Below are 19,970 nucleotides of genomic sequence, written 5' to 3' on the forward strand. Positions count from 1 at the left end.
TTTGATCCGGTCCCATTGATCATCCCGAAGCGCATCGCAATCCATCGCTGATCTCCAAAAATCAGCCTTGAATCCGATTTAACAGCGATTGGGAATCCCTGATCCTTAAATCGTCACCACGTCCTAGAACAACCGACCGCCATTCGGCACGCTCGCACTCGGCGTCACCAGCACGACCTTCCCGTCCGCATCAGGAAAGCCGAGCGTCAGCACCTCGGACATGACTTTGCCGATCTGGCGCGGCGGGAAGTTGACCACGGCGGCGATCTGCCGGCCGGGGAGGTCCGCCAGCGTGTAATGCTCGGTGATCTGCGCGGAGGATTTTTTGAGGCCGATCACCGGGCCGAAATCGATCACGAGCCTGAAGGCGGGTTTGCGCGCCTCGGGGAAAGGCAGCGCCTCGACGATCGTGCCGACGCGGATATCGACCTTGAGGAGGTCGTCGAAGCCGATGACGGGCGATGCGTCAGCATCGGGGTCATGGGTTACGTGCATCGGCCCTCCTGAACCCGTTCAGAAATCGACATCGTCGTAATGCGAGGTCGGCTGGATGCCGTCCATCCGCTCGGACAGCAGCGGGCGGAAGCTCGGGCGGCTCTTCAACCCGCGATACCAGCGGGCGGTCTGTTCGTGGTTCTTCCAGTCGATACCACCGAGATAATCGACCACCGAGATGTGCGCCGCCGCCGCGAGATCGGCGAGCGTCATCGTCGATCCCGCCATCCAGTTGTTATGATCGAGCAGATAATCGGTATAATCGAGATGCCGCACCGCCGCGCGCATCGCCTCGCGCAGCACCTTCGAATCGGGCGCGACGCGCGTGACGAGCCGCTTCTCCATCCGCTCATGGAGCAACGGCGCGGTGACATCGGCGAAGAACTGCGCATCGAACCACGCGACCTGCCGGCGAATCTCGGCGCGATAGGCGGCGGAGCCGGAGATCATCGCGCTCTTGTCGATCGTCTCCTCGAAATATTCGCAGATCGCCATCGAATCGATCAGCAGCAGGTTGCGCGTCTGGTCGGTCATCACCGGCACCTGGCCGGCGGGGTTCATGTCGATGAATTCGTCGCGCCGCGCCCAAGGCGATTCGCGCACCAGCTCATAGCCGACGCCCTTCTCACCAAGCAGTAGACGGACCTTGCGCGAGAACGGGCAGAGCGGGAATTGGTAGAGTTGCCACATGGCGCCGGTGTAGCCGCGCGCCATGTGGCAAGGAAGGGTTTAACTACTCGGCGGCCTCAAGAGCCTCGCGATCGTCGAGCGGGTGGCTCAGCCGGGATAGCATTTCCTTGGGCACGACCTGCCAGAAATGGTCGATCACGCGGCCCCAATCATCGAGCAGCGCGCCGGACCATTTGCTATCGGTCGCGGCATGGTGCGCGCGGACATGGGCGAGCAACACCGATTCCCAGTGCGACGAGGACAGCCGGTTCCAGGTGATGTTCTCCGAATTGGCACGGCGCGCGAAGCTTCCATCGGGATCGTAGACGAACGCCATGCCGCCGGTCATGCCCGCGCCGAAGTTGGTCCCCACCGGCCCGAGCACCACCGCCATGCCGCCGGTCATATATTCGCAGCCGTTGGCGCCGCAGCCTTCGACGACGACGGTCGCGCCCGAATTGCGCACCGCGAAGCGTTCGCCCGCCTGGCCAGCCGCATACAGCCGGCCCGAGGTCGCGCCGTACAGCACGGTGTTGCCGATGATCGTGTTCTCGTTCGACTTGAGCGGCGAGGAGACCACCGGACGCAGAGCGATGATGCCCCCCGACAGACCCTTGCCGACATAATCGTTGGCGTCGCCGAACACTTCGAGCGTGATGCCCTTGCACAGGAACGCGCCGAGGCTCTGCCCGGCCGAGCCGCGCAGGCGGACGTGAACATGGCCGTCGGCGAGCGAATCCATGCCGTAAGCGCGGGTGATCTCGCTCGACAGCCGCGTGCCGACCGCGCGGTGGGTGTTGCGCACCGAATAGGTGAGCTGCATCTTCTCGCGGCGCGAGAACACCGCAGCGGCATCCTTGATGATCTGCGCGTCGAGGCTGTCGGGCACTTCGTTGCGCCACGTCTTGAGGCTGAAGCGGCGCTGATCCTCATCGGCATCGACCTTGGCGAGGATCGGGTTGAGATCGAGATCGTCGAGATGCTCGGCACCACGGCTGACCTGACGGAGCAACTCAGTGCGGCCGATCACGTCGTCGAGGCTCTTCACGCCGAGCCGGGCGAGAATGTCGCGCACCTCCTCGGCGATGAAGGTCATCAGGTTGATGACCTTCTCGGGCGTGCCGGTGAACTTCGCGCGCAGGCGTTCGTCCTGCACGCAGACGCCGACCGGGCAGGTGTTGGAATGGCATTGCCGCACCATGATGCAGCCCATCGCCACCAGCGACAAAGTGCCGATGCCGAATTCCTCCGCGCCGAGGATCGCGGCGATGACGATGTCACGGCCAGTCTTGAGGCCGCCGTCGGCGCGCAGCTTGATGCGGCCGCGCAAGCCGTTGAGCGTGAGCGTCTGGTTGACTTCGGAGAGCCCCATTTCCCACGGCGTACCGGCATATTTGATGCTGGTCTGCGGGCTTGCGCCGGTGCCGCCGACATGGCCCGAGACGAGGATGACGTCGGCATGCGCCTTCGCCACGCCCGCCGCGACCGTGCCGATCCCCGCCGAGGAGACCAGCTTCACGCAGACCCGCGCGATCGGGTTGATCTGCTTGAGATCGTAGATGAGCTGCGCGAGATCCTCGATCGAATAGATGTCGTGGTGCGGCGGCGGCGAGATCAGCATCACGCCCGGCGTCGCATGGCGCAGCTTGGCGATGAACTCTGTCACCTTGAAGCCGGGGAGCTGCCCACCCTCGCCGGGCTTGGCGCCCTGCGCGACCTTGATCTCGATCTCGTCGCAGGCGTTGAGATATTCGGCGGTCACGCCGAACCGGCCCGAGGCGATCTGCTTGACCCCGGAATTGGCGTTGTCGCCATTGGCATAGGGGGTGTAGCGCGACTTGTCCTCGCCGCCCTCGCCCGACACCGCCTTGGCGCCGATCCGGTTCATCGCGATCGCCAGCGTCTCGTGCGCCTCGGGGCTGAGCGCACCCAGCGACATGCCGGGCGTGACGAAGCGCTTGCGGATTTCGGTGATCGCCTCGACCTGATCGACCGGCACGCCCTCGTCGGGATAGTTGAACTGGAGCAGATCGCGCAGATAGACCGGCGGTAACGCCTCGACCCCGCGCGAGAATTGCAGGTAGGTCGAATAGCTGTCCGATCCGACCGCCGATTGCAGCAGGTGCATCAACTGCGCCGAATAGGCGTGCGTCTCGCCGGTGTGGCGTTGGCGGTAGAAGCCGCCGATCGGCAGCGTGACGACGGCGGTATCGAACGCCGCCTCGTGGCGCAGCTTGGCGTTGAGGTGGAGCGAGGCATAGCCTTCGCCCGAGATCTTCGCGGGCATGCCCGGGAAGAAATCGTTGACGAGGCTGCGCGACAGCCCGACCGCCTCGAAATTATAGCCGCCGCGATAGCTGGAGATCACCGCGATCCCCATCTTCGACATGATCTTGAGCAAACCCTCGTCGATCGCGTGGACGTGGTTGGCAAGGCACTCGTCAAGCGTCAGATCACCGAACAGCCCGCGTTCGAACCGGTCGACGATCGCCGCTTCGGCCAGATAGGCATGCACCGTCGTCGCGCCGACGCCGATCAGCACCGCGTAATAATGCGTATCGAGGCATTCAGCGGTCTGGATGTTGATGCTCGCATAGGAGCGCAAGCCCCGGCGCACGAGGTGCGTGTGTACCGCCGCCGCCGCCAGCACACCGGCGATGCCGACGCGGTCGGGACCGATCGCGAGATCGCTGAGGAATAGCTCGCTCTTGCCCTCGCGCACCGCCTGCTCGGCCTCGGCGCGAATCCGCGTGATCGCGGCGCGCAGCGTCTCGGGGCCGCCGCCGGTTTCGAACGTGCAGTCGATGTCGGCGGCCTGCGCGCCGAAATGCGCCTTGAGCCGCGCCCAGTCGGCGCCGGTCAGCACCGGCGATTCGAGCACGAGCACGCCATCGCGGCGATCCTCGGTGTCGAGGATGTTGGCGAGATTGCCGAACCGCGTCTTGAGCGACATGACGTGGCGTTCGCGCAAGGGGTCGATCGGCGGGTTGGTCACCTGGCTGAAATTCTGCCGGAAGAACTGGCTGATCAGGCGCGGCTTGTCGGAGATGACGGCGAGCGGCGTATCGTCGCCCATCGAGCCGATCGCTTCCTTGCCGCCCTCGACCATCGGCGCGAGGATCAGTTCCATATCCTCGAGCGTCTGCCCGGCAGCGACCTGGCGGCGGGTGAGGTCGGCGCGGTCGAACCGCGTCGTCGCCTCAGCGGGCGCGGCCGGCAGATCGACCATCGCGATGAACTCGCCGATCATCGCGCCGTAATCGGCCTCGCCCGCAATCTGGTCCTTGATCGCGTGATCGGTGAACACCTTGCCTTCGTCGAGATCGACCGCGATCATCTGGCCCGGCCCCATCCGGCCCTTCTCGACGACGGTCGATTCGGGCACGACGACCATGCCGCTCTCAGACCCGACGATCAGCAGGCCGTCCGAAGTGCGCGTGTAGCGCAAGGGGCGCAAAGCGTTGCGATCGACGCCCGCGACGGCCCAGCGGCCATCGGTCATCGCCAGCGCGGCGGGGCCGTCCCACGGCTCCATCACGCTCGCGAAATATTTGTACATGTCGAGATGCGCGCGCGGCATCTCGCCCTTCGGCCCCCAGGCTTCGGGCACCAGCATCAGCTTGGCGGTCGGCGCGTCGCGGCCCGAGCGCACGATCGCCTCGAAGGTCGCGTCGAGCGCGGCGGTATCGGAGGCGCCCGCCGGGATCACCGGCTTGATATCCTCAGAATGCTCGCCGAACGCGTTGGCGGCCATCTTGATCTCGTGGCTCTTCATCCAGTTCTTGTTGCCGCGGATCGTGTTGATCTCGCCATTGTGGGCGAGGCAGCGGAACGGCTGCGCCAGCCACCATTGCGGGAAAGTGTTGGTCGAATAGCGCTGATGGAAGATCGCGACGCGGCTCTCGAAACGCTGATCGACCAGATCGGGATAGAACACCGACAGGCTCTCAGCGAGGAACAGCCCCTTGTAGATGATCGACCGGCACGACAGCGAGCAGACATAGAAGCCACTGATCTGCGCCTCGATCACGCGCTTCTCGATGCGGCGGCGGACGAGATAGAGATCCTTCTCGAACTCGGCGGCGCTCTGCGCGTCGGGCATCGGCCCGGCGATCATGATCTGCTCGATCTCAGGGCGCGTCGCCTGCGCCTTCTGGCCGATCACCGAGACATCGACCGGCACCTGCCGCCAGCCGTAGATCGTATAGCCCTGATCGATGATCGCGCTCTCGACGATCGTGCGGCACGCTTCCTGCGCGCCGAGATCGGTGCGCGGCAGGAAGATCATGCCGACGCCGAGCCGGTTGGGGCGCATCTTGTGGCCCGACGCCGTCACCGCATCGTCGAAGAACTTGGCGGGCAGATCGACATGCAGCCCGGCGCCATCGCCGGTCTTGCCATCGGCATCGACCGCGCCGCGATGCCACACCGCCTTCAGGGCATCGATCGCCGACTGGACGACGCGGCGCGACGGCTTGCCGTCGGTCGCGGCGACGAGGCCGACGCCGCAGGCGTCGCCCTCGAACTCGGGGCGGTACATGCCGTGTTCGGCGAGATAGGTGCGCTGGTCTTCCATGCTTATGATGCCTTCTGGTCGGCGGGCTCCGCCGCTGCCTTGGTCAGATAACGACGCGCCTGCACGTCGGAAATCAGTTGCGGGTAGAGGCCGCCGTAGCGCTGCCCCACCAGCGTTCTGAAGAAGCGGGTGATCTCGTCGGCGGAGCGGCGCCCATAGACGCTCTGGCTCGCCGCGACGACGTCATCGAGGATCGCCGAGCGGTTGGCGGCGAGCAATCCGTACCCGATCATGGCTTCTTGTTCCTGACAATGGCGGCGACCTGCCTGGAGAATTCAGCAACATCCTTTTGGATATTGCTCATCGAACGCTTCATCAGATCGCGCTGCCACGCGGCGACATCGGGATCGGACATGATCGTCATTGACGCCTGCGCATAGGCCTGCCCGGTCGGCGTCTGGAAGAAGGTCTTGAGGTCACGCAACTGCGTGAGATCGAATCGGCGCGCATAAGCGTTTGCCATTGCCGCAGTCATACCGGGCAGACCGGCACGCATCGTCTCGAGCGAGCGCTTCTGTTGCTCCGCCATAAAGTCTTCGAAAACTTTGCGCAGGCGAGGATCGTCACCCACCATCGTCGCGAGCCCGCCGTCCTGAAACATGCCCTGCTGAATATTGGCAAGCGCACCGCGCATCATCGTATCGATCATCTGTTCCCGTGTCGCAGGCGGGAAAATCAAATCGATCAGGTCAGCCGCCGCAGCCCGGCGCGCTCCATCGGGAACTATGGCGGGCGAAGGCGCAGCGGTGGTGGTTTGCGCGAAGCACGGCGCACCCGTTGCGAAAAGCGCCAGCGCAAAGAGCCTACGCGCGCTCACGCCGCGACCTTCCCCGCGCCCGCCTTCGCCTTGAGGTAGGCGTGCATCGTCGTGGCGACATCGCGACCGTCGCGGATCGCCCACACCACGAGGCTGGCGCCGCGCACGATGTCGCCGGCCGCGAAAACGCCGTCGAGCGAGCTCATCAGCGTCTTGTTGTCGACCAGCACGGTGCCCCAGCGCGTCACCCCCAACTCGGGCGCGCCGAACAGGCCGGGCAGATCCTCGGGATCGAAGCCCAACGCCTTGATGACGAGATCGGCAGGCACGTCGAAGCCACCGGCGGGGTCGATCTCGGGCGCGCGCCGGCCGCTCGCGTCGGGCTGGCCGAGCCGCATCCGGCTGGCCTTGACGCCGGTCACGGTATCCCCGGCGAGGAACGCCTCGGGCGCGGAGAGCCAGACGAACTCGACACCCTCTTCCTCGGCATTCGCCACCTCGCGCTGCGAGCCCGGCATGTTGGCGCGGTCGCGGCGATAGAGGCATTTCACGCTGGCGGCGCCCTGGCGGACCGCGGTGCGCACGCAGTCCATCGCGGTGTCGCCGCCGCCGATCACGACGACGTGCTTGCCATCGGCGTCAAGGCTGCCGTCGTCGAACGCCGGCACCGCATCGCCGAAGCTCTTGCGGTTCGAGGCGGTGAGATAGTCGAGCGCATCGACCACGCCGTTGCTGGCGACGCCGGGCGCCTTGATCGCGCGCGGCTTGTAGACGCCAGTGGCGATCAGCACAGCGTCGTGGCGCTGGCGCAGGTCGTCGAGGCTGGCGTCGCGGCCGATCTCGAAACCATTGTGGAAGACGATGCCGCCAGCCGCCAGCCGCTGGACGCGGCGCGTGACGACATATTTCTCCAGCTTGAAGCCGGGGATGCCGTAGGTGAGCAGCCCGCCCGAACGATCGTAGCGATCATAGACATGCACGTCATAGCCGAACCCGCGCAGATATTCGGCCGCGCTGAGGCCAGCCGGACCCGCGCCGATCACCGCGACCGACTGGCCGCGTGCCGGCCCCGGCACGAGCGGCTCGACCCAGCCTTCCTCCCACGCGGTATCGGTGATGAACTTCTCGACCGAGCCGATCGTCACCGCGCCGTGGCCGGAAAATTCGATGACGCAATTGCCTTCGCACAACCGGTCCTGCGGGCAGATCCGGCCGCAGATTTCCGGCATGGTCGAAGTGCTGTTCGACAGCTCATACGCCTCCCGCAGCCGGCCCTCGGCGGTGAGGCGTAGCCAGTCGGGGATGTGGTTGTGCAGTGGGCAGTGTACCGAACAATAGGGCACGCCACATTGCGAACAGCGCCCGGCCTGATCCTCGGCCGCCGGCGCCGAATACCGATTGGCGATCTCGCGGAAATCCTCCGCACGATCTTCGGCATCGCGCTTCGCGGGATAGCTTTGCGCGCGGTCGACAAATTTCAGGAGGTGATCGTTTGCCATCTTCGCCTGCTCTGGTTGCAGGCGCGGCTATACAGGCGATTGTTACGCCTGTCACGCATTTTTGGCCATATAGGTAAGCTAAGTTTACCTATATAGAGATACTTCGGAGATGCAGGACCGTTTCTGCCACATCTCCGTATGCCAATAGGTACGTTTCGGACCTACCTTGCCAACAGCCATACCAACGCCGCACTGCCAGCGACGATCCGATACCATGCGAAGGGCGAGAAGCCGCGCTTGGTGACGATGCCGACGAACCAGCGCACCACCAGCAGCGCGACGATGAACGCGACCACGAAACCGATCGCGATGCCGCCGAAGCCAACCCCGCCGCCGGCGGCAAGCTCATGCCGGTTCTTGACCAATTCCAAAGCGGTAGCGCCCAGCATCGTCGGGATGGCGAGGAAGAAGCTGAACTCCGCCGCGGTGCGCCGCTCGACTCCCAGGCTGAGCGCGCCGAGGATCGTCGCGCCCGAGCGACTGACGCCCGGGATCATCGCGAGGCACTGGATGAAGCCGATGCCGATCACCTTGGGCAGCGGAATGTCAGCTACGCCGGCGATGCCGCCTTCTTTCACCGTGCGCTCGATGAACAGGATCGCGAAGCCGCCGACGATCAGCGCGACGCAGACCGTGACGGGCGATGCGAGCAACGCCTCGATATATTTGTGCAGCGCCAGCCCGATCACCGCCGCCGGCAGGAACGCGACGAGCAGATTGCGGACGAATCGAATCGACACCGGATCGACTCGCAACAGCCCCGAGATCACCGCCCAGAACGTCCGCCAGTACAGCACGACGATCGCGAGGATCGCGCCGAGCTGGATGACGATGTTGAAAACTTCCCAATAGGCAGAATCATAACCGAGCAGCGCCGAGGCGAGGATCAGGTGCCCGGTCGAGGACACGGGCAGAAACTCGGTCACGCCTTCGACGATGCCGAGCAGGATGATGGTCAGTAGATCGGTCACGCAAATCCCCCTTTGCGGCGGGCGCTACCGCGCCGCCGTTCGTCCACGCCGTCGTGCTCCACCGTTCAGGCGGCAGCGCGGGCGCCGAATCTCCCGTTGCGACGATAGCGGACCAGCCACGTCGGGGCGACCGCATCGAGCGGGGTTGGGGAAATTTTAAGATCGGCGAAGCCGACCGCCGCGCTGCCCACGACATTGTCGAGCTGGAGCATCTTCCACTGATCCTGCGTGATCGGCGCGCCGGGCAGTGCGCCGCCCATCGCGATCAACCCGCCGATCGCGTCGGGCAGTTCCAGAAACGTCGGCTTGCGGCCGATCGCCTGAGCGATCCAGCGCAGCAGCGCGCCCATCGTCAGCACGTCGGGGCCGCCGAGTTCGAAGGTCTTGCCCGCCGCCAGGTCGGGATTGGCGATCGCGGCGGCGACAGCGTCCGCGACATCGCCGACGAAAACCGGCTGGAACCGCGTTTGCGCGCGCAGCACGGGCACCAGCGGCGCGCTCGCGATCATGCCGGCGAAGCGGTTGAGAAACTGGTCCTCGCGCCCGAACACGATCGAGGGGCGCAGGATCGTCGCCGTCGGGAAGGCCGCGCGCACCGCCGCTTCACCCTCGCCCTTGCTGCGGCCATAGGCGGACGTGCTGGCGGGGTCGGCGCCGATCGCGGACATATGGACGAGCGTCTCGACGCCAGCGGCACGCGCCGCCTCGGCGACCACGCGCGCGCCGGCGACATGCACCTTGGCGAAATCGCCCGAGAGGATGCCGACCAGATTGACCACCGCGTCGCTACCCGCGACCGCATGTGCGACCGTCTCGGGCTTGGTGACGTCGGCGCCGACGAACTGGGTCTGCCCAAGGCTGCCGAGCGACTTCAGGAACCAGGCCGAACGCGGATCGCGCTGCGCAATCCGAACCCGCGCACCACGCGCCATCAGCGCCTGCGCGACATAGCGCCCCAGGAAGCCACCGCCGCCGATCACCGTCACCAGCTTGTCGTTCATGCTCGTTCATTCCTCATGCCGATCGCGTGGGTTCGCCTGTGCCCCAGCAACAGCCCTGTTGACAAGGCCGCTCCGCCTCCCCTAAAGGCCCGCCCCTACCCCGTGCCCAGATGGCGGAATTGGTAGACGCACCAGCTTCAGGTGCTGGCGATCGCAAGGTCGTGGAGGTTCGAGTCCTCTTCTGGGCACCATTTGTTCTTCCGGGGACATCCGAGAGCGTCCGAAAAGTGGCTGATTTCAGCCACTTTTTGTGCTAAGACCGTCCGGTCAAATCCGGGCTGATCCGGCACCAATCGGGAACAAATATGGTATCCTGCATGGTATCGAAGGCCCCTTATGGACGGGCCGATACCATGGGAAAACTCTACGCGACGACCGTTACGAGCGCCAGGCCGAGGGAGCGCGAATACAAGCTCACCGACGGCGCCGGCCTCTATCTCCTCGTCAAGCCGAACGGCCGGAAGCTCTGGCGGCTGAACTATGCCTATCTCGGCAAGCAGCGCACGCTCTCCTTCGGCGCATGGCCCGATGTCGGTCTCGGCGATGCGCGCGAGCGGCGCGACGAAGCGCGCAAGCTGATCGCGGCCGGGCTCGATCCTTCGCACGAGGCCAAGCTCGCCACCGCGCGCGAAATGCTGTCCGAGGAGAACAGCTTCAAGCTGGTCGCCGAGGAATGGGTCGCCAAGCAGGAACGCGAAGGGATGGCCGAGATCACCCTCAGCAAGATTCGCTGGCTGCTCGACAAGGCCTATCCCAGGATCGGCAATCGCCCCGTCGCCAAGATCACGGCGCAGGAGGTGCTTGTTGTCCTCCGCTCGATCGAGGCCACTGGCCGCTACGAAAGCGCACGGCGCATGCGCAGCGTGCTTGGTCGCGTGTTCCGCTATGCCATCGCGACCACGCGGGCCGAAACCGATCCGGCACGCGACCTGCGCGGCGCGCTCACCGTGCCCAAGGCCAAGCATCTCGCCGCCATCACCACGGACAAGGGCGCGGGCGAACTCATGCGCGCGATCGAAGGCTATACCGGCCATGCCATCACCCTGTTCGGGCTCAGGCTGTCGGCGCACCTGTTCGTGCGCCCCGGCGAATTGCGCCAGGCCGAGTGGAGCGAGTTCGACTTCGACCGTTCGGTCTGGAACATCTCCGAGCAGAAGATGAAGATGCGGCGGCCGCACCGGGTGCCGTTGTCCACGCAGGCAACCAAGCTCTTCGAGCAGCTCTGGGAACTGACGGGCACGGGGAAATACTGCTTTCCCTCCTTCCGCTCGCCGCGTCGCCCGATGTCGGAGAATACCATCAATGCGGCGCTGCGGGCGCTCGGCTTCGGCCAGGAGGAGATGACGGCGCACGGTTTTCGGGCGATGGCGGCGACGCTGCTCAACGAAACGGGCAAGTTCAATCCCGACGCCATCGAACGCCAGCTCGCCCATATGGAGACCAACGCCATCCGGCGTGCCTACACCCGCGGCGAATATTGGGACGAGCGCGTGCGCATGATGCAGCACTGGTCCGATCATCTCGACCAGTTGCGCGACGGCGCCAAGGTGCTGAAGCCGAACTTTGCTCGCGGCTGAAAGGCCGATCCTGATCAGGTATCGCGATAGGTCCAGTTCGTGACCTTGGCGATCGTTTCGAATATCCCGAGCGGGTCCGACTGAAGCGGGTCATGGAGTGACGCGCGCGCCTCCGCCCATTCCAGCCACTCGCCGGCCGGTTTGCCGTCGATGAGCGACGTGGAGTCCGGGATCGCGGCACGAAGCGCGCCGAGAAAGTCTCGGGCAAGCTCGGCTTCGCGCCACTTGCCGGCATGTTCGAGCAAACGCCGAAAGCGGTTCTCCTCGAGCTTCCGTTGCTGCTGCAGCTCATATCGGCGGCGCTCCTCGATTTGTCGCAGCCGTTCCCGCTCCTCCGCCCGTTCGCGCGCCATCGCCATCAAGGGGAATGCGGCAAGCAGGGTCACCAGGATATCACCAGCCATTGTCTCGATCGTGCCCTTGCGACCGTCCTGCCATTTGTGCGGCAAGTCGCCGGGCAACCAGCGTTTGACCTCGAAAACCAGCGTATCGGTCTCGACCAGTTCGCGCCTGTATTCTTTGCCGGCGTACCATCGCCTCTCCTCGGGGGTGAGCGGTTGCCGCACCTCCTTAAGCTTGGGCTTCACCTGAAATTCGATCTCGTCTCGTCCGCACCGGGCAACGAGTCCACGCCGACCGTTCTCGGTGACTACGACCTGCGCCGCCTCCAGCGCCTTGAGCAGTGCATCGAGTACCCTGAGACGGCGCCGTTCGGTTGGCGTAAAAGGCGCGGCAGGAACCGGTCGGTTGGCCCAGATGTCGGCGACCGACCGTCCCTTCGCGATGGCCTCCTTTCGATCCGCAAGCCAACCGGCAATGATGGGATGCGGATCCGACAGACGCTCGGTTACGTGTACCGGCCTGGCGTTTTGGCGCGCGGCCGCGAGAGCGCTGTGCCCGACTGGCGTGACGCCTCCAGCAGTGGGCGGGACAATCGTGATCGTCTCGTCCGTGCCGGTCCTGGCAGGCGGCAATGCCGGCGTAGCGATGCCCTTGCCTGCGGCGATCTTGTTCCAATGCCCGGCTCGAGGACGTGGAATGTCGAACCGATCGCAAATCTTGGCCAGCCCTTGGTCGGATATCCCGAACCGCTCGGCGAGATGGCTGACGGGATGTGCCCAGACCAGCGCATGAAGTTCCTGGCGGGTCAGGCTGGCGGGACCAACCGGGTCACTTTCTGAATTCGTCCGTTTCGCACTGTTCACTGCCATCTCACCAACAAGACTGCCCTTCATCCTATGTCGCCTGACGGCAGACACTTCAGGCGCGATCATCCCTGGTAATTTCTCGCGAAAGTTTTTCCGCACCCGAGTGGCCGGCAATCGGCGTTTCATGCGTTGGCCAGGACGCCTGATCGTCCACGCCGCGGGCCGATCACAACCCGAAACCCCGGGCTTGCTTCTCTTCGATCCTGCATTAGTCTGATCTGGCACCGCTTTTTTGGCGGTGCCGAGGCGTGAGAACCTCGCATGGGATGATTTACCCGCCATCGTGCGGCCGGGTGGCCGACGCGCATGTCCAAGCCGTTCGCGGCCAAAGGCGTCGGCGCGTGTTCTCATGCACGTTCTCAACACCCGGCTCCGGCCGGCTTTGCCTCGGATGACGAGGCGAGCCAGGCATGGAAGATGGACTGACCAGATTTCGCCGCGGACGCGGCCATATCGGCACCGGGCAAGGACAGGCCCGATGCGACTGATCGCTGACGCCCTGACATCCTTGTCGGCTGCGCGGATTGCCGAGGGCGACCCCCTGCCGCCCGACGACCGTGTCGCCGCTGGATCGGTACTGGCGCTCGAAGACCTTTACCGGGCGCAGGGGCCGGGCCTGCGTCGCTACTTCGCACGCCGCGCCGATGGCCAGGACGTCGATGACCTGATGCAGGAGAGTTTTGCCAGGCTCGCCGACGCGGCAAACGTCCCGGACAGGACAATCGAGCAACCGGAAGCCTATTTGAACCGGATTGCCACCAACCTGCTGCGGAACCGGGCGCGATCGGCCCTGCAACGCTCGCTTGCGCAGCATGTCCCGGTCGAGGAGGAATCCCTGGCCGGGCCTGACATGACCGCCGCACTGGAGGCCCGCGACCTGCTGGATCGGCTCCAGAACGCGCTGATACGACTGAAGCCGAAGACACGCGGCATCTTCCTTGCCCATCGCGTCGACGGTCACAGCTATAACGAGATCGCCAAGCAAACCGGATTGAGCGTAAAAGGCGTCGAGTGGCATATGACAAAGGCAATCGCCCATCTTGACCGCATGCTGAGGTCCCGTTGACACCCGACGTCGGTAAGGAAGCTGGCACGGATGAGGCCGTGCGCGACGAAGCGATTGCCTGGCTGGGCCGTCTGCGCGGGCCTGGCGGCGCCGAATATCACGCCGCGTTCGAGGACTGGTACACGGCCTCCCCACACAATGCCGAAATCTATGATGACGTTCTTGGCAATTGGGAGCGCATGGCCCTGGCCGGCCGAACACCGATCGGTGAAGCATCGCGACGGCAGGCCGCGACATCCGGTGCCCTACGCTGGCCGAGGATTGCCGTTGCCGCAGCGGCCGCCATGGTCCTGGTCGTGCTTTCAGGCGTTGGACTGCATCGCTTCGGCGTGATCGGAACCAGCCCGACGGCCCCGACCGAAGTCGCAAGCCGAACGGGCGAGATCCGGACGGTCACGCTCGCCGATGGTTCCCGCGTGACGCTCGATACCGACACGTTGCTCGAAATCGCCTACACGACCGGCGAGCGCCGGCTGACGCTCGAGCGGGGCCGCGCCCGGTTTGACGTGGCGCATGACCCGGCGCGCCCGTTCATTGTCATGGCCGGAAGCGGGACGGTCATTGCCCACGGGACACTCTTCGACGTCGAACGACTGGGCGCGCGCGTGCTGGTGTCGCTGCTGCGAGGTTCGGTCGAGGTCACCGGCCTCCCAGCTGATACGAATGGACTGGCCAGCAAGGGCCGCTTCCTCAAGCCCGGCCAGCGACTGGCGATCGAAAGCCGGGCCGCACCAGGTTCGCCCACGGCGCTCAGCGCCACCGAGACGCGCTGGACATCGGGGATGCTCTCGTTCGACGACACGCCGCTTGCCGAGGTCGCGGCGGCTACCAACCGCTACAATGGCGTGAAGATCGGTCTTGCCGATCCCGCGCTTGGCGAGCTGCGGTTCAGCGGCACCTTCACCGCGCGCGATCCCCTTGGCCTGGCCCGGATGGCGGCCGCGATGTTCGATCTCTCCCTGTCTCGCGACGATCAGGGCAACATCCTGCTCGGGCGCCCGTCGGCGGCCTCAAAATAATCCCAGGGTAAACCGCCGCTGCGTTGTCGAGGTCCCCAAGCGATGCCGTGTCCGTGCGTCGCAGGGGGAACTTGCAATGGGAATATTGCGTGACGCGTTGATTGCCGCCTCGATCTCGACAAGCATGGCGGCTCTTGTCCTTGGAACCGCACCCGCTATGGCCGGCGAGGTCGGGCGGAAGACCTATCATCTCCCGGCGCAGCCGCTCGCGGCGTCGCTGCGCGCGGTCGCCATCGCGTCCGGGCGCAACATCGCGGCGCCCGCGGACCTTGTGAACGACAAGCGCGCGCCGGCGCTGGATGGCGACTTCTCGGCGGAGGAGGCCGTCGCGGCGCTTCTCGCCGGGTCGGGGCTCCGCCAGCGCGCCGTCGGAAGCGGCCTGGTCATTGAGCGGACGCCCGTCGCGCAGGCCACCACCATGGGTTCGGCCGATTCCGACATCGTCGTGACAGGCAGCCGGATTCGCGGCGCGCCGGTCGCATCGCCGGTCTTCCGGCTCGACCAGCAGGCCATGCGAGACGCCGGGCAGACCAGTCTTGGCGACGTGACGCGCAGCATCCCGCAGAATTTCGGCGGCGGCCAGAATCCGGGGGTCGGCGCAAACGTGCCGTCGGCCAGCGGCATCAATGTTGGAAGCGCTTCGACCATCAACCTGCGCGGTCTCGGCAGCGACGCCACGCTGACTTTGCTCAACGGCCATCGCCTTGCCTATAACGGGTCGCGCCAGGGCATCGACGTCTCGGCGATCCCGCTCGGCATGGTCGACCGGATCGAGATCGTCGCCGATGGCGCATCGGCGCTCTACGGCTCCGACGCTGTCGCGGGCGTCGCCAACATCATCCTGAAGCGCGACTATGATGGCCTGGAGACCCGCGCGAATATCGGCGGATCGACCGACGGCGGAGACTTCCAGCAGCAATATGGCGCGGTCGCTGGCAGGCGATGGGCCTCGGGTGGCCTGATCGCCGCCTATGAGTTCGCCCGCAATACCAACATTCTCTCCGACGATCGATCCTATGCGGCATCACGTCCGGGCGTCACCATCTACCCGGCGCTGCGGCGTCACGCGGTCGCACTGGCGGGCCACCAGGCGCTCGCCGATGGTCTCGAATTCACGGTCGATGCCCTGTTCAACAAGCGCTGGAGCACATCCGGCTTTCCGCTCAACGCGGCCGGCGACCTCGCGGTCAGCCACACGGAGCAAAGTTCGACGAGCCGCTCCCTTGCGGTTGCGCCATCGCTCAAGCTCGACCTGGGAGCCTGGCGGCTGTCGCTGTCTGGGGTATATGGCGAGGAAAAGGTGCAGCTGCATAGCAACAGCTTTGCGGGCAGCCTCCAGACCAGCACCGCCTTCGTCTGCTACTGCAACAGCGGCCATTCGGTCGAGCTTGCCGCCGATGGCAGCCTGTTCCGCCTGCCCGGAGGGCCAGCGAAGCTGGCGGTCGGCACGGGCTACCGCGACAACACGCTCGATGCCTTTCGCGGGGCCGGCAATATCAACAATGTGAAGCGGTCGCAGGACAGCTATTATGCCTACGGCGAACTCAGCCTCCCCTTCGTCTCGCCGGAGCAGGACATTGCCGGGATCAACCGTCTCAACCTGAGCGGCGCGGTTCGCTACGAGCGCTATCCGGGGATCGGCTCGGTCGCGACCCCCAAAGTCGGCCTCATCTACGCGCCCATTGCCGACCTGACCGTCAAGGGGAGTTGGGGCCGATCCTTCCGCGCCCCCACGCTGTTCCAGCAATATCAGGTGCGCAGCGCGCTGCTCTATCCGGCGGCCAGCCTTGGCGGCAGCGGCTATCCCACAGGGGCGACCGCGCTGCTGGTCCAGGGCGGAAATGCCGCGCTCAAGCCCGAGCGCGCGCAGACCTCGACCGCCACGATCGAGTACAATCCGCATGTGCTGCCGGGGCTGCGTCTCCAGCTCGGCTATTTCTCGACCCACTACACCAACCGCATCGTCACGCCGATCAGCTTCCAGGCGCAGGCGCTGAGCAATGCGCTCTACACGAACCAGGTCACGCTCAATCCGGGGGCGAACGCCGTCGCGGCGACGATCGCCGATGCTGCCCAGTTCTTCAACGTCTCGGGCCAGGCGTACAATCCCGCCAATGTCGTCGCGATCATCGACAACAGCAGCGTGAATGCCGGGCGCCAGTCGATCCGGGGCCTCGACCTGCTCGCGGACTATCGCACCGATCTCGGGGGCAATGGTGGCAGGCTCGGCGTTGCGCTCAACGCGACCTATCTGGAAAGCAACCAGCAGCTCACGCCCGGGGCGCCGGTCGTTACCAAGGCCGGCACGCTGTTCAATCCGCCCCACTGGCGCGGGCGCGGCAGCATCACCTGGAGCAAGGGCGGCCTGACCCTCAACGCAACCGCCAGCCATATCGGCGGCATCGACGATACCCGCGCCAGCCCGGCCATCCCGATCGCCGGCATGACCACGCTCGATCTTACCGCCCGCTATGCCTTTGGTGCGAGCCAGGGTCCGCTGCACGGGCTCGAGATCAGCCTCAGCCTGCAGAACGCATTCGATGATCATCCCAGCACGATCGCAACCTCGGTCTATTCCGACACCGCTTATGACTCGACCAACTATTCGCCGATCGGCCGCTATGTCGGCATCGGGATCGCCAAATCATGGTGAGGCCGCACCGTCCCGTGGCCTTCATTGCCAGTGTCCTGTTCATTCTCTGCCTCATGGCAAGCGCCACGCCTGCCATGGCGGCATGCGAGGATCTGCTGCCGTCGCCCGGCGCACGCCAGGCGACCCGATCGATCACCCCCGACGACCTGCTCAGGCTCCGCGATATCGGCCAGCCCGACGGCTCAATGTTCGGGCAGCCGAGCCCGCTCAGTATTTCGCCGGATGGCCGTGAGGCGGCGTTCGTCCTCAATCGTGCGAACCCCGACACCAACAGCTATTGTCGCGCACTTGTCGTGATCAATTTGTCCGGCCCGCCGAACCCGCGCATCCTCGATCGCGGCGGCGAGATGATTACCAACAGCACCCTCGCAAGAGGGCTGGTCGTCGATATCGGTTTCCCGGCCCTGCTGACGCCGACCTGGTCGCCCGACGGCCTGTGGATCGCCTATCTCCGGCGCGACCATGGCATCACCCAGGTCTGGCGCGCGCGGGCCGATGGCAGCGGGGCTGAGGTCGTTACCAGATCGCCGGTCGACGTCGAGGCGGTGGCCTGGACCAGCGACGGGCGGCGCATCGTCTATGTAGCGCAGCCGGGTCAGGAGGACGCCCGGCGGCGCATCGCAGAGGAAGGCCGCAGCGGCTGGCTCTACGACGCGCGCTTTGCCCCCAATGTCGCGGCCCGGCCGCTCATCCCCGGGTCGCCGCCGCGCGAGGCCTTCATGATCGATCCGACAAGCGGCGAGGTCTTGCCGGCTGGCGCGACCGAGCGATCGCTTGTCCCGATGGAAGACCAGTCGGGCAGTTCGATCGCGCCCTTGGCGGTCTCGTCCGACGGTCGCCGGGCCTGGACCGAACGCAGCGACGCCTCTCCGCTCAGTCTCTTGCGGCTTGTCAGCACCGATCGCTCGGGCCGACGCGTGACCTGCACGGCGACGGCCTGCGCCGGAGGCTTTACCGGCCTGTGGTGGGACGCGGAGGGGGGCAAGGAACTTCGCTTCCTGCGACGCGAGGGCTGGGCGAACGGGCAAATGGGCCTGTACCGCTGGCGTCCGGGCGAAGGCGCGCCGAGACGGGCGCTACTCACCGACGATGTCCTGCTTGGCTGCACGCAGGCCGATGGCGGACTCCTCTGCACGTCCGAGAACGCCGTCACGCCGCGCCAACTGGTGTTGGTCGATCCGGCCAGCGGTCATGTGCGGCCGGTCTATGACCCCAATCCCGAATTCGGAACGATCCGGCTCGGCAAGGTCGAGCGGCTCCGGTGGCGCAACGATCTTGGGCTTGAAGCCTGGGGCGACCTCGTCCTTCCACCGGGCTATCAGCCGGGCACGCGGCTGCCGATGATCGTGGTGCAGTATCACAGCGACGGCTTCCTGCGCGGCGGCACCGGCGACGAATATCCGATCCATGCCTTCGCCGCGCGCGGCTTTGCCGTCCTCAGCATCGAGCGGCCCGCCTTCGTCGCGCAAGGTCGGCCCGGCATCAGATCCTATGACGATGTCAATGCCGCCAACGGCAAGGGATGGGCTGAGCGCCGGAGCCTGTTGTCGTCGCTGGTCACCGGGGTCAACATGGTCATCGCCCGCGGGATCGCCGATCCGGCGCGGATCGGCATCACCGGCCTGAGCGATGGCGCCTCGACGGCACGCTTCGCGCTCATCAACACAAAGATGTTTGCGGCGGCCTCGATCAGCACCTGCTGCGTCGAGCCCAAGTCGGTCATGACCTATGGCGGCATCGCCTATGCCGACGCGATGCGGGCCATGGGCTATCCGCCCGCGAGCCGCGACGATCCCGATTTCTGGCGGCCCTATTCGATGGTGCTCAATGCGCGGGATATGAACCGGCCGCTGCTGATGCAACTCGCCGACGAGGAATATCTGCTCGGCCTCGAGACGTTCACCGCGTTGCGCGAGGCCGACCAGCCGGTGGAGATGCACGTCTATCCCGGCGAGCATCATATCAAATGGCAGCCCGCCCACCGCCGCGCGATCTATGAGCGCAATCTCGACTGGTTTCAGTTCTGGCTGCAATCCCCTGTGGACTCCGATCCGGCGAAGGCTTCACAATATGCTCGCTGGGAAGCCATGCGGAGGTCCATTGGCCCAGGCGCATTGCCGCCCTGAAGTTATTCGGTCCACGTTCCCGTAGATCTGATCGAGGTTGCTGGCGACGCTGATTCTCGGCTTATGATTTGGTCGGCATTGGAGATTTGGCCAGCCGGCGCTGTTGACGCCAACGGCAACAATCCTGCCGAGGATAGGGAATTCTGTGGAGCCACTTGCCATTCCGCCACTGTGTAAGGTTGGCCGATTGCAGACAGACTGCTCGCAGACTCAAAGCGAACCAGCGGACTGAACCGCACCGGGATCGCCGGAGGCGATTTGGTTTAAGTTACGCGGCCATCGGGATGTCGTCCAGCATGGCATAGTATCGTTGCTCGGCTTCTGCGGGAGGGATGTTGCCGATCGGCTCCAGT

14 protein-coding genes and 1 tRNA gene are annotated in these 19,970 nt (G+C 65.4%); 6 read left to right on the plus strand and 9 right to left on the minus strand.

All coding sequences use genetic code 11. The features are described 5' to 3' along the window. Positions 1-123: 123 nt before the first annotated feature. The 8 genes from EWE75_RS21505 to EWE75_RS21540 all read right to left on the minus strand — a co-directional run bounded on the left by EWE75_RS21505 (position 124) and on the right by EWE75_RS21540 (position 9,968). Complete coding sequence (locus EWE75_RS21505) at positions 124-495, minus strand: tRNA-binding protein (RefSeq protein ID WP_130160146.1); 372 nt, start codon at positions 493-495, stop codon at positions 124-126. Between the two features lie 18 nt (positions 496-513). Continuing rightward, on the minus strand, positions 514-1,185 hold the full coding sequence (locus tag EWE75_RS21510; protein WP_130160158.1) for a glutathione S-transferase family protein: 672 nt from the start codon (positions 1,183-1,185) through the stop codon (positions 514-516). A gap of 43 nt (positions 1,186-1,228) precedes the next feature. Continuing rightward, positions 1,229-5,740 (minus strand): glutamate synthase large subunit, encoded by a 4,512-nt coding sequence (gene gltB, locus EWE75_RS21515; RefSeq protein ID WP_130160147.1) that lies wholly within the window; start codon positions 5,738-5,740, stop codon positions 1,229-1,231. A gap of 2 nt (positions 5,741-5,742) precedes the next feature. Beyond that, on the minus strand, positions 5,743-5,973 hold the full coding sequence (locus tag EWE75_RS21520) for a hypothetical protein (protein ID WP_130160148.1): 231 nt from the start codon (positions 5,971-5,973) through the stop codon (positions 5,743-5,745). Beyond that, on the minus strand, positions 5,970-6,389 hold the full coding sequence (locus tag EWE75_RS21525; protein ID WP_130160149.1) for a DUF2059 domain-containing protein: 420 nt from the start codon (positions 6,387-6,389) through the stop codon (positions 5,970-5,972). The genes EWE75_RS21520 and EWE75_RS21525 overlap by 4 nt, the downstream gene beginning before the upstream one ends. Positions 6,390-6,553: 164 nt before the next feature. Then, on the minus strand, positions 6,554-7,996 hold the full coding sequence (locus EWE75_RS21530) for an NAD(P)-dependent oxidoreductase (RefSeq protein WP_130160150.1): 1,443 nt from the start codon (positions 7,994-7,996) through the stop codon (positions 6,554-6,556). 161 nt (positions 7,997-8,157) lie between these two features. After that, a complete protein-coding gene (locus EWE75_RS21535) occupies positions 8,158-8,967 on the minus strand; it encodes an undecaprenyl-diphosphate phosphatase (protein WP_130160151.1) in 810 nt (269 codons plus the stop codon). 65 nt (positions 8,968-9,032) lie between these two features. Next, positions 9,033-9,968, minus strand: a complete 936-nt coding sequence (locus EWE75_RS21540) for a complex I NDUFA9 subunit family protein (protein WP_130160152.1) — start codon at positions 9,966-9,968, stop codon at positions 9,033-9,035. A 104-nt stretch (positions 9,969-10,072) separates the two neighbouring features. Between EWE75_RS21540 and EWE75_RS21545 the strand changes: the two genes are divergently transcribed. Both EWE75_RS21545 and EWE75_RS21550 read left to right on the plus strand, forming a co-directional pair. Further along, a tRNA-Leu gene (locus EWE75_RS21545) sits at positions 10,073-10,159 on the plus strand. A gap of 162 nt (positions 10,160-10,321) precedes the next feature. Then, complete coding sequence (locus EWE75_RS21550; RefSeq protein WP_130160153.1) at positions 10,322-11,545, plus strand: tyrosine-type recombinase/integrase; 1,224 nt, start codon at positions 10,322-10,324, stop codon at positions 11,543-11,545. Positions 11,546-11,559: 14 nt separating this feature from the next. On the opposite strand, the gene EWE75_RS21555 is transcribed toward EWE75_RS21550, so the two are convergent. Next, on the minus strand, positions 11,560-12,780 hold the full coding sequence (locus EWE75_RS21555; protein ID WP_231708494.1) for a hypothetical protein: 1,221 nt from the start codon (positions 12,778-12,780) through the stop codon (positions 11,560-11,562). 451 nt (positions 12,781-13,231) lie between these two features. On the opposite strand from EWE75_RS21555, the gene EWE75_RS21560 reads away from it, so the two are divergent. The 4 genes from EWE75_RS21560 to EWE75_RS21575 all read left to right on the plus strand — a co-directional run bounded on the left by EWE75_RS21560 (position 13,232) and on the right by EWE75_RS21575 (position 19,617). Continuing rightward, the gene (locus EWE75_RS21560; RefSeq protein ID WP_130160154.1) at positions 13,232-13,819 is read left to right on the plus strand and encodes an RNA polymerase sigma factor; all 588 of its coding nucleotides are present in this window, start codon (positions 13,232-13,234) and stop codon (positions 13,817-13,819) included. Further along, entirely contained in the window at positions 13,816-14,838 is a 1,023-nt protein-coding gene (locus EWE75_RS21565) for a FecR family protein (protein WP_130160155.1), read from the plus strand. Before EWE75_RS21560 ends, EWE75_RS21565 begins: the two co-directional genes overlap by 4 nt. A gap of 76 nt (positions 14,839-14,914) precedes the next feature. Next, complete coding sequence (locus EWE75_RS21570) at positions 14,915-17,491, plus strand: TonB-dependent receptor plug domain-containing protein (RefSeq protein WP_130160156.1); 2,577 nt, start codon at positions 14,915-14,917, stop codon at positions 17,489-17,491. Positions 17,492-17,505: 14 nt separating this feature from the next. Beyond that, a complete protein-coding gene (locus EWE75_RS21575) occupies positions 17,506-19,617 on the plus strand; it encodes an Atxe2 family lasso peptide isopeptidase (RefSeq protein ID WP_231708495.1) in 2,112 nt (703 codons plus the stop codon). Positions 19,618-19,970 lie beyond the last annotated feature (353 nt).

Source organism: Sphingomonas populi (genome assembly GCF_004208535.1).
Classification (GTDB): Bacteria; Pseudomonadota; Alphaproteobacteria; order Sphingomonadales; family Sphingomonadaceae; genus Sphingomonas; species Sphingomonas populi.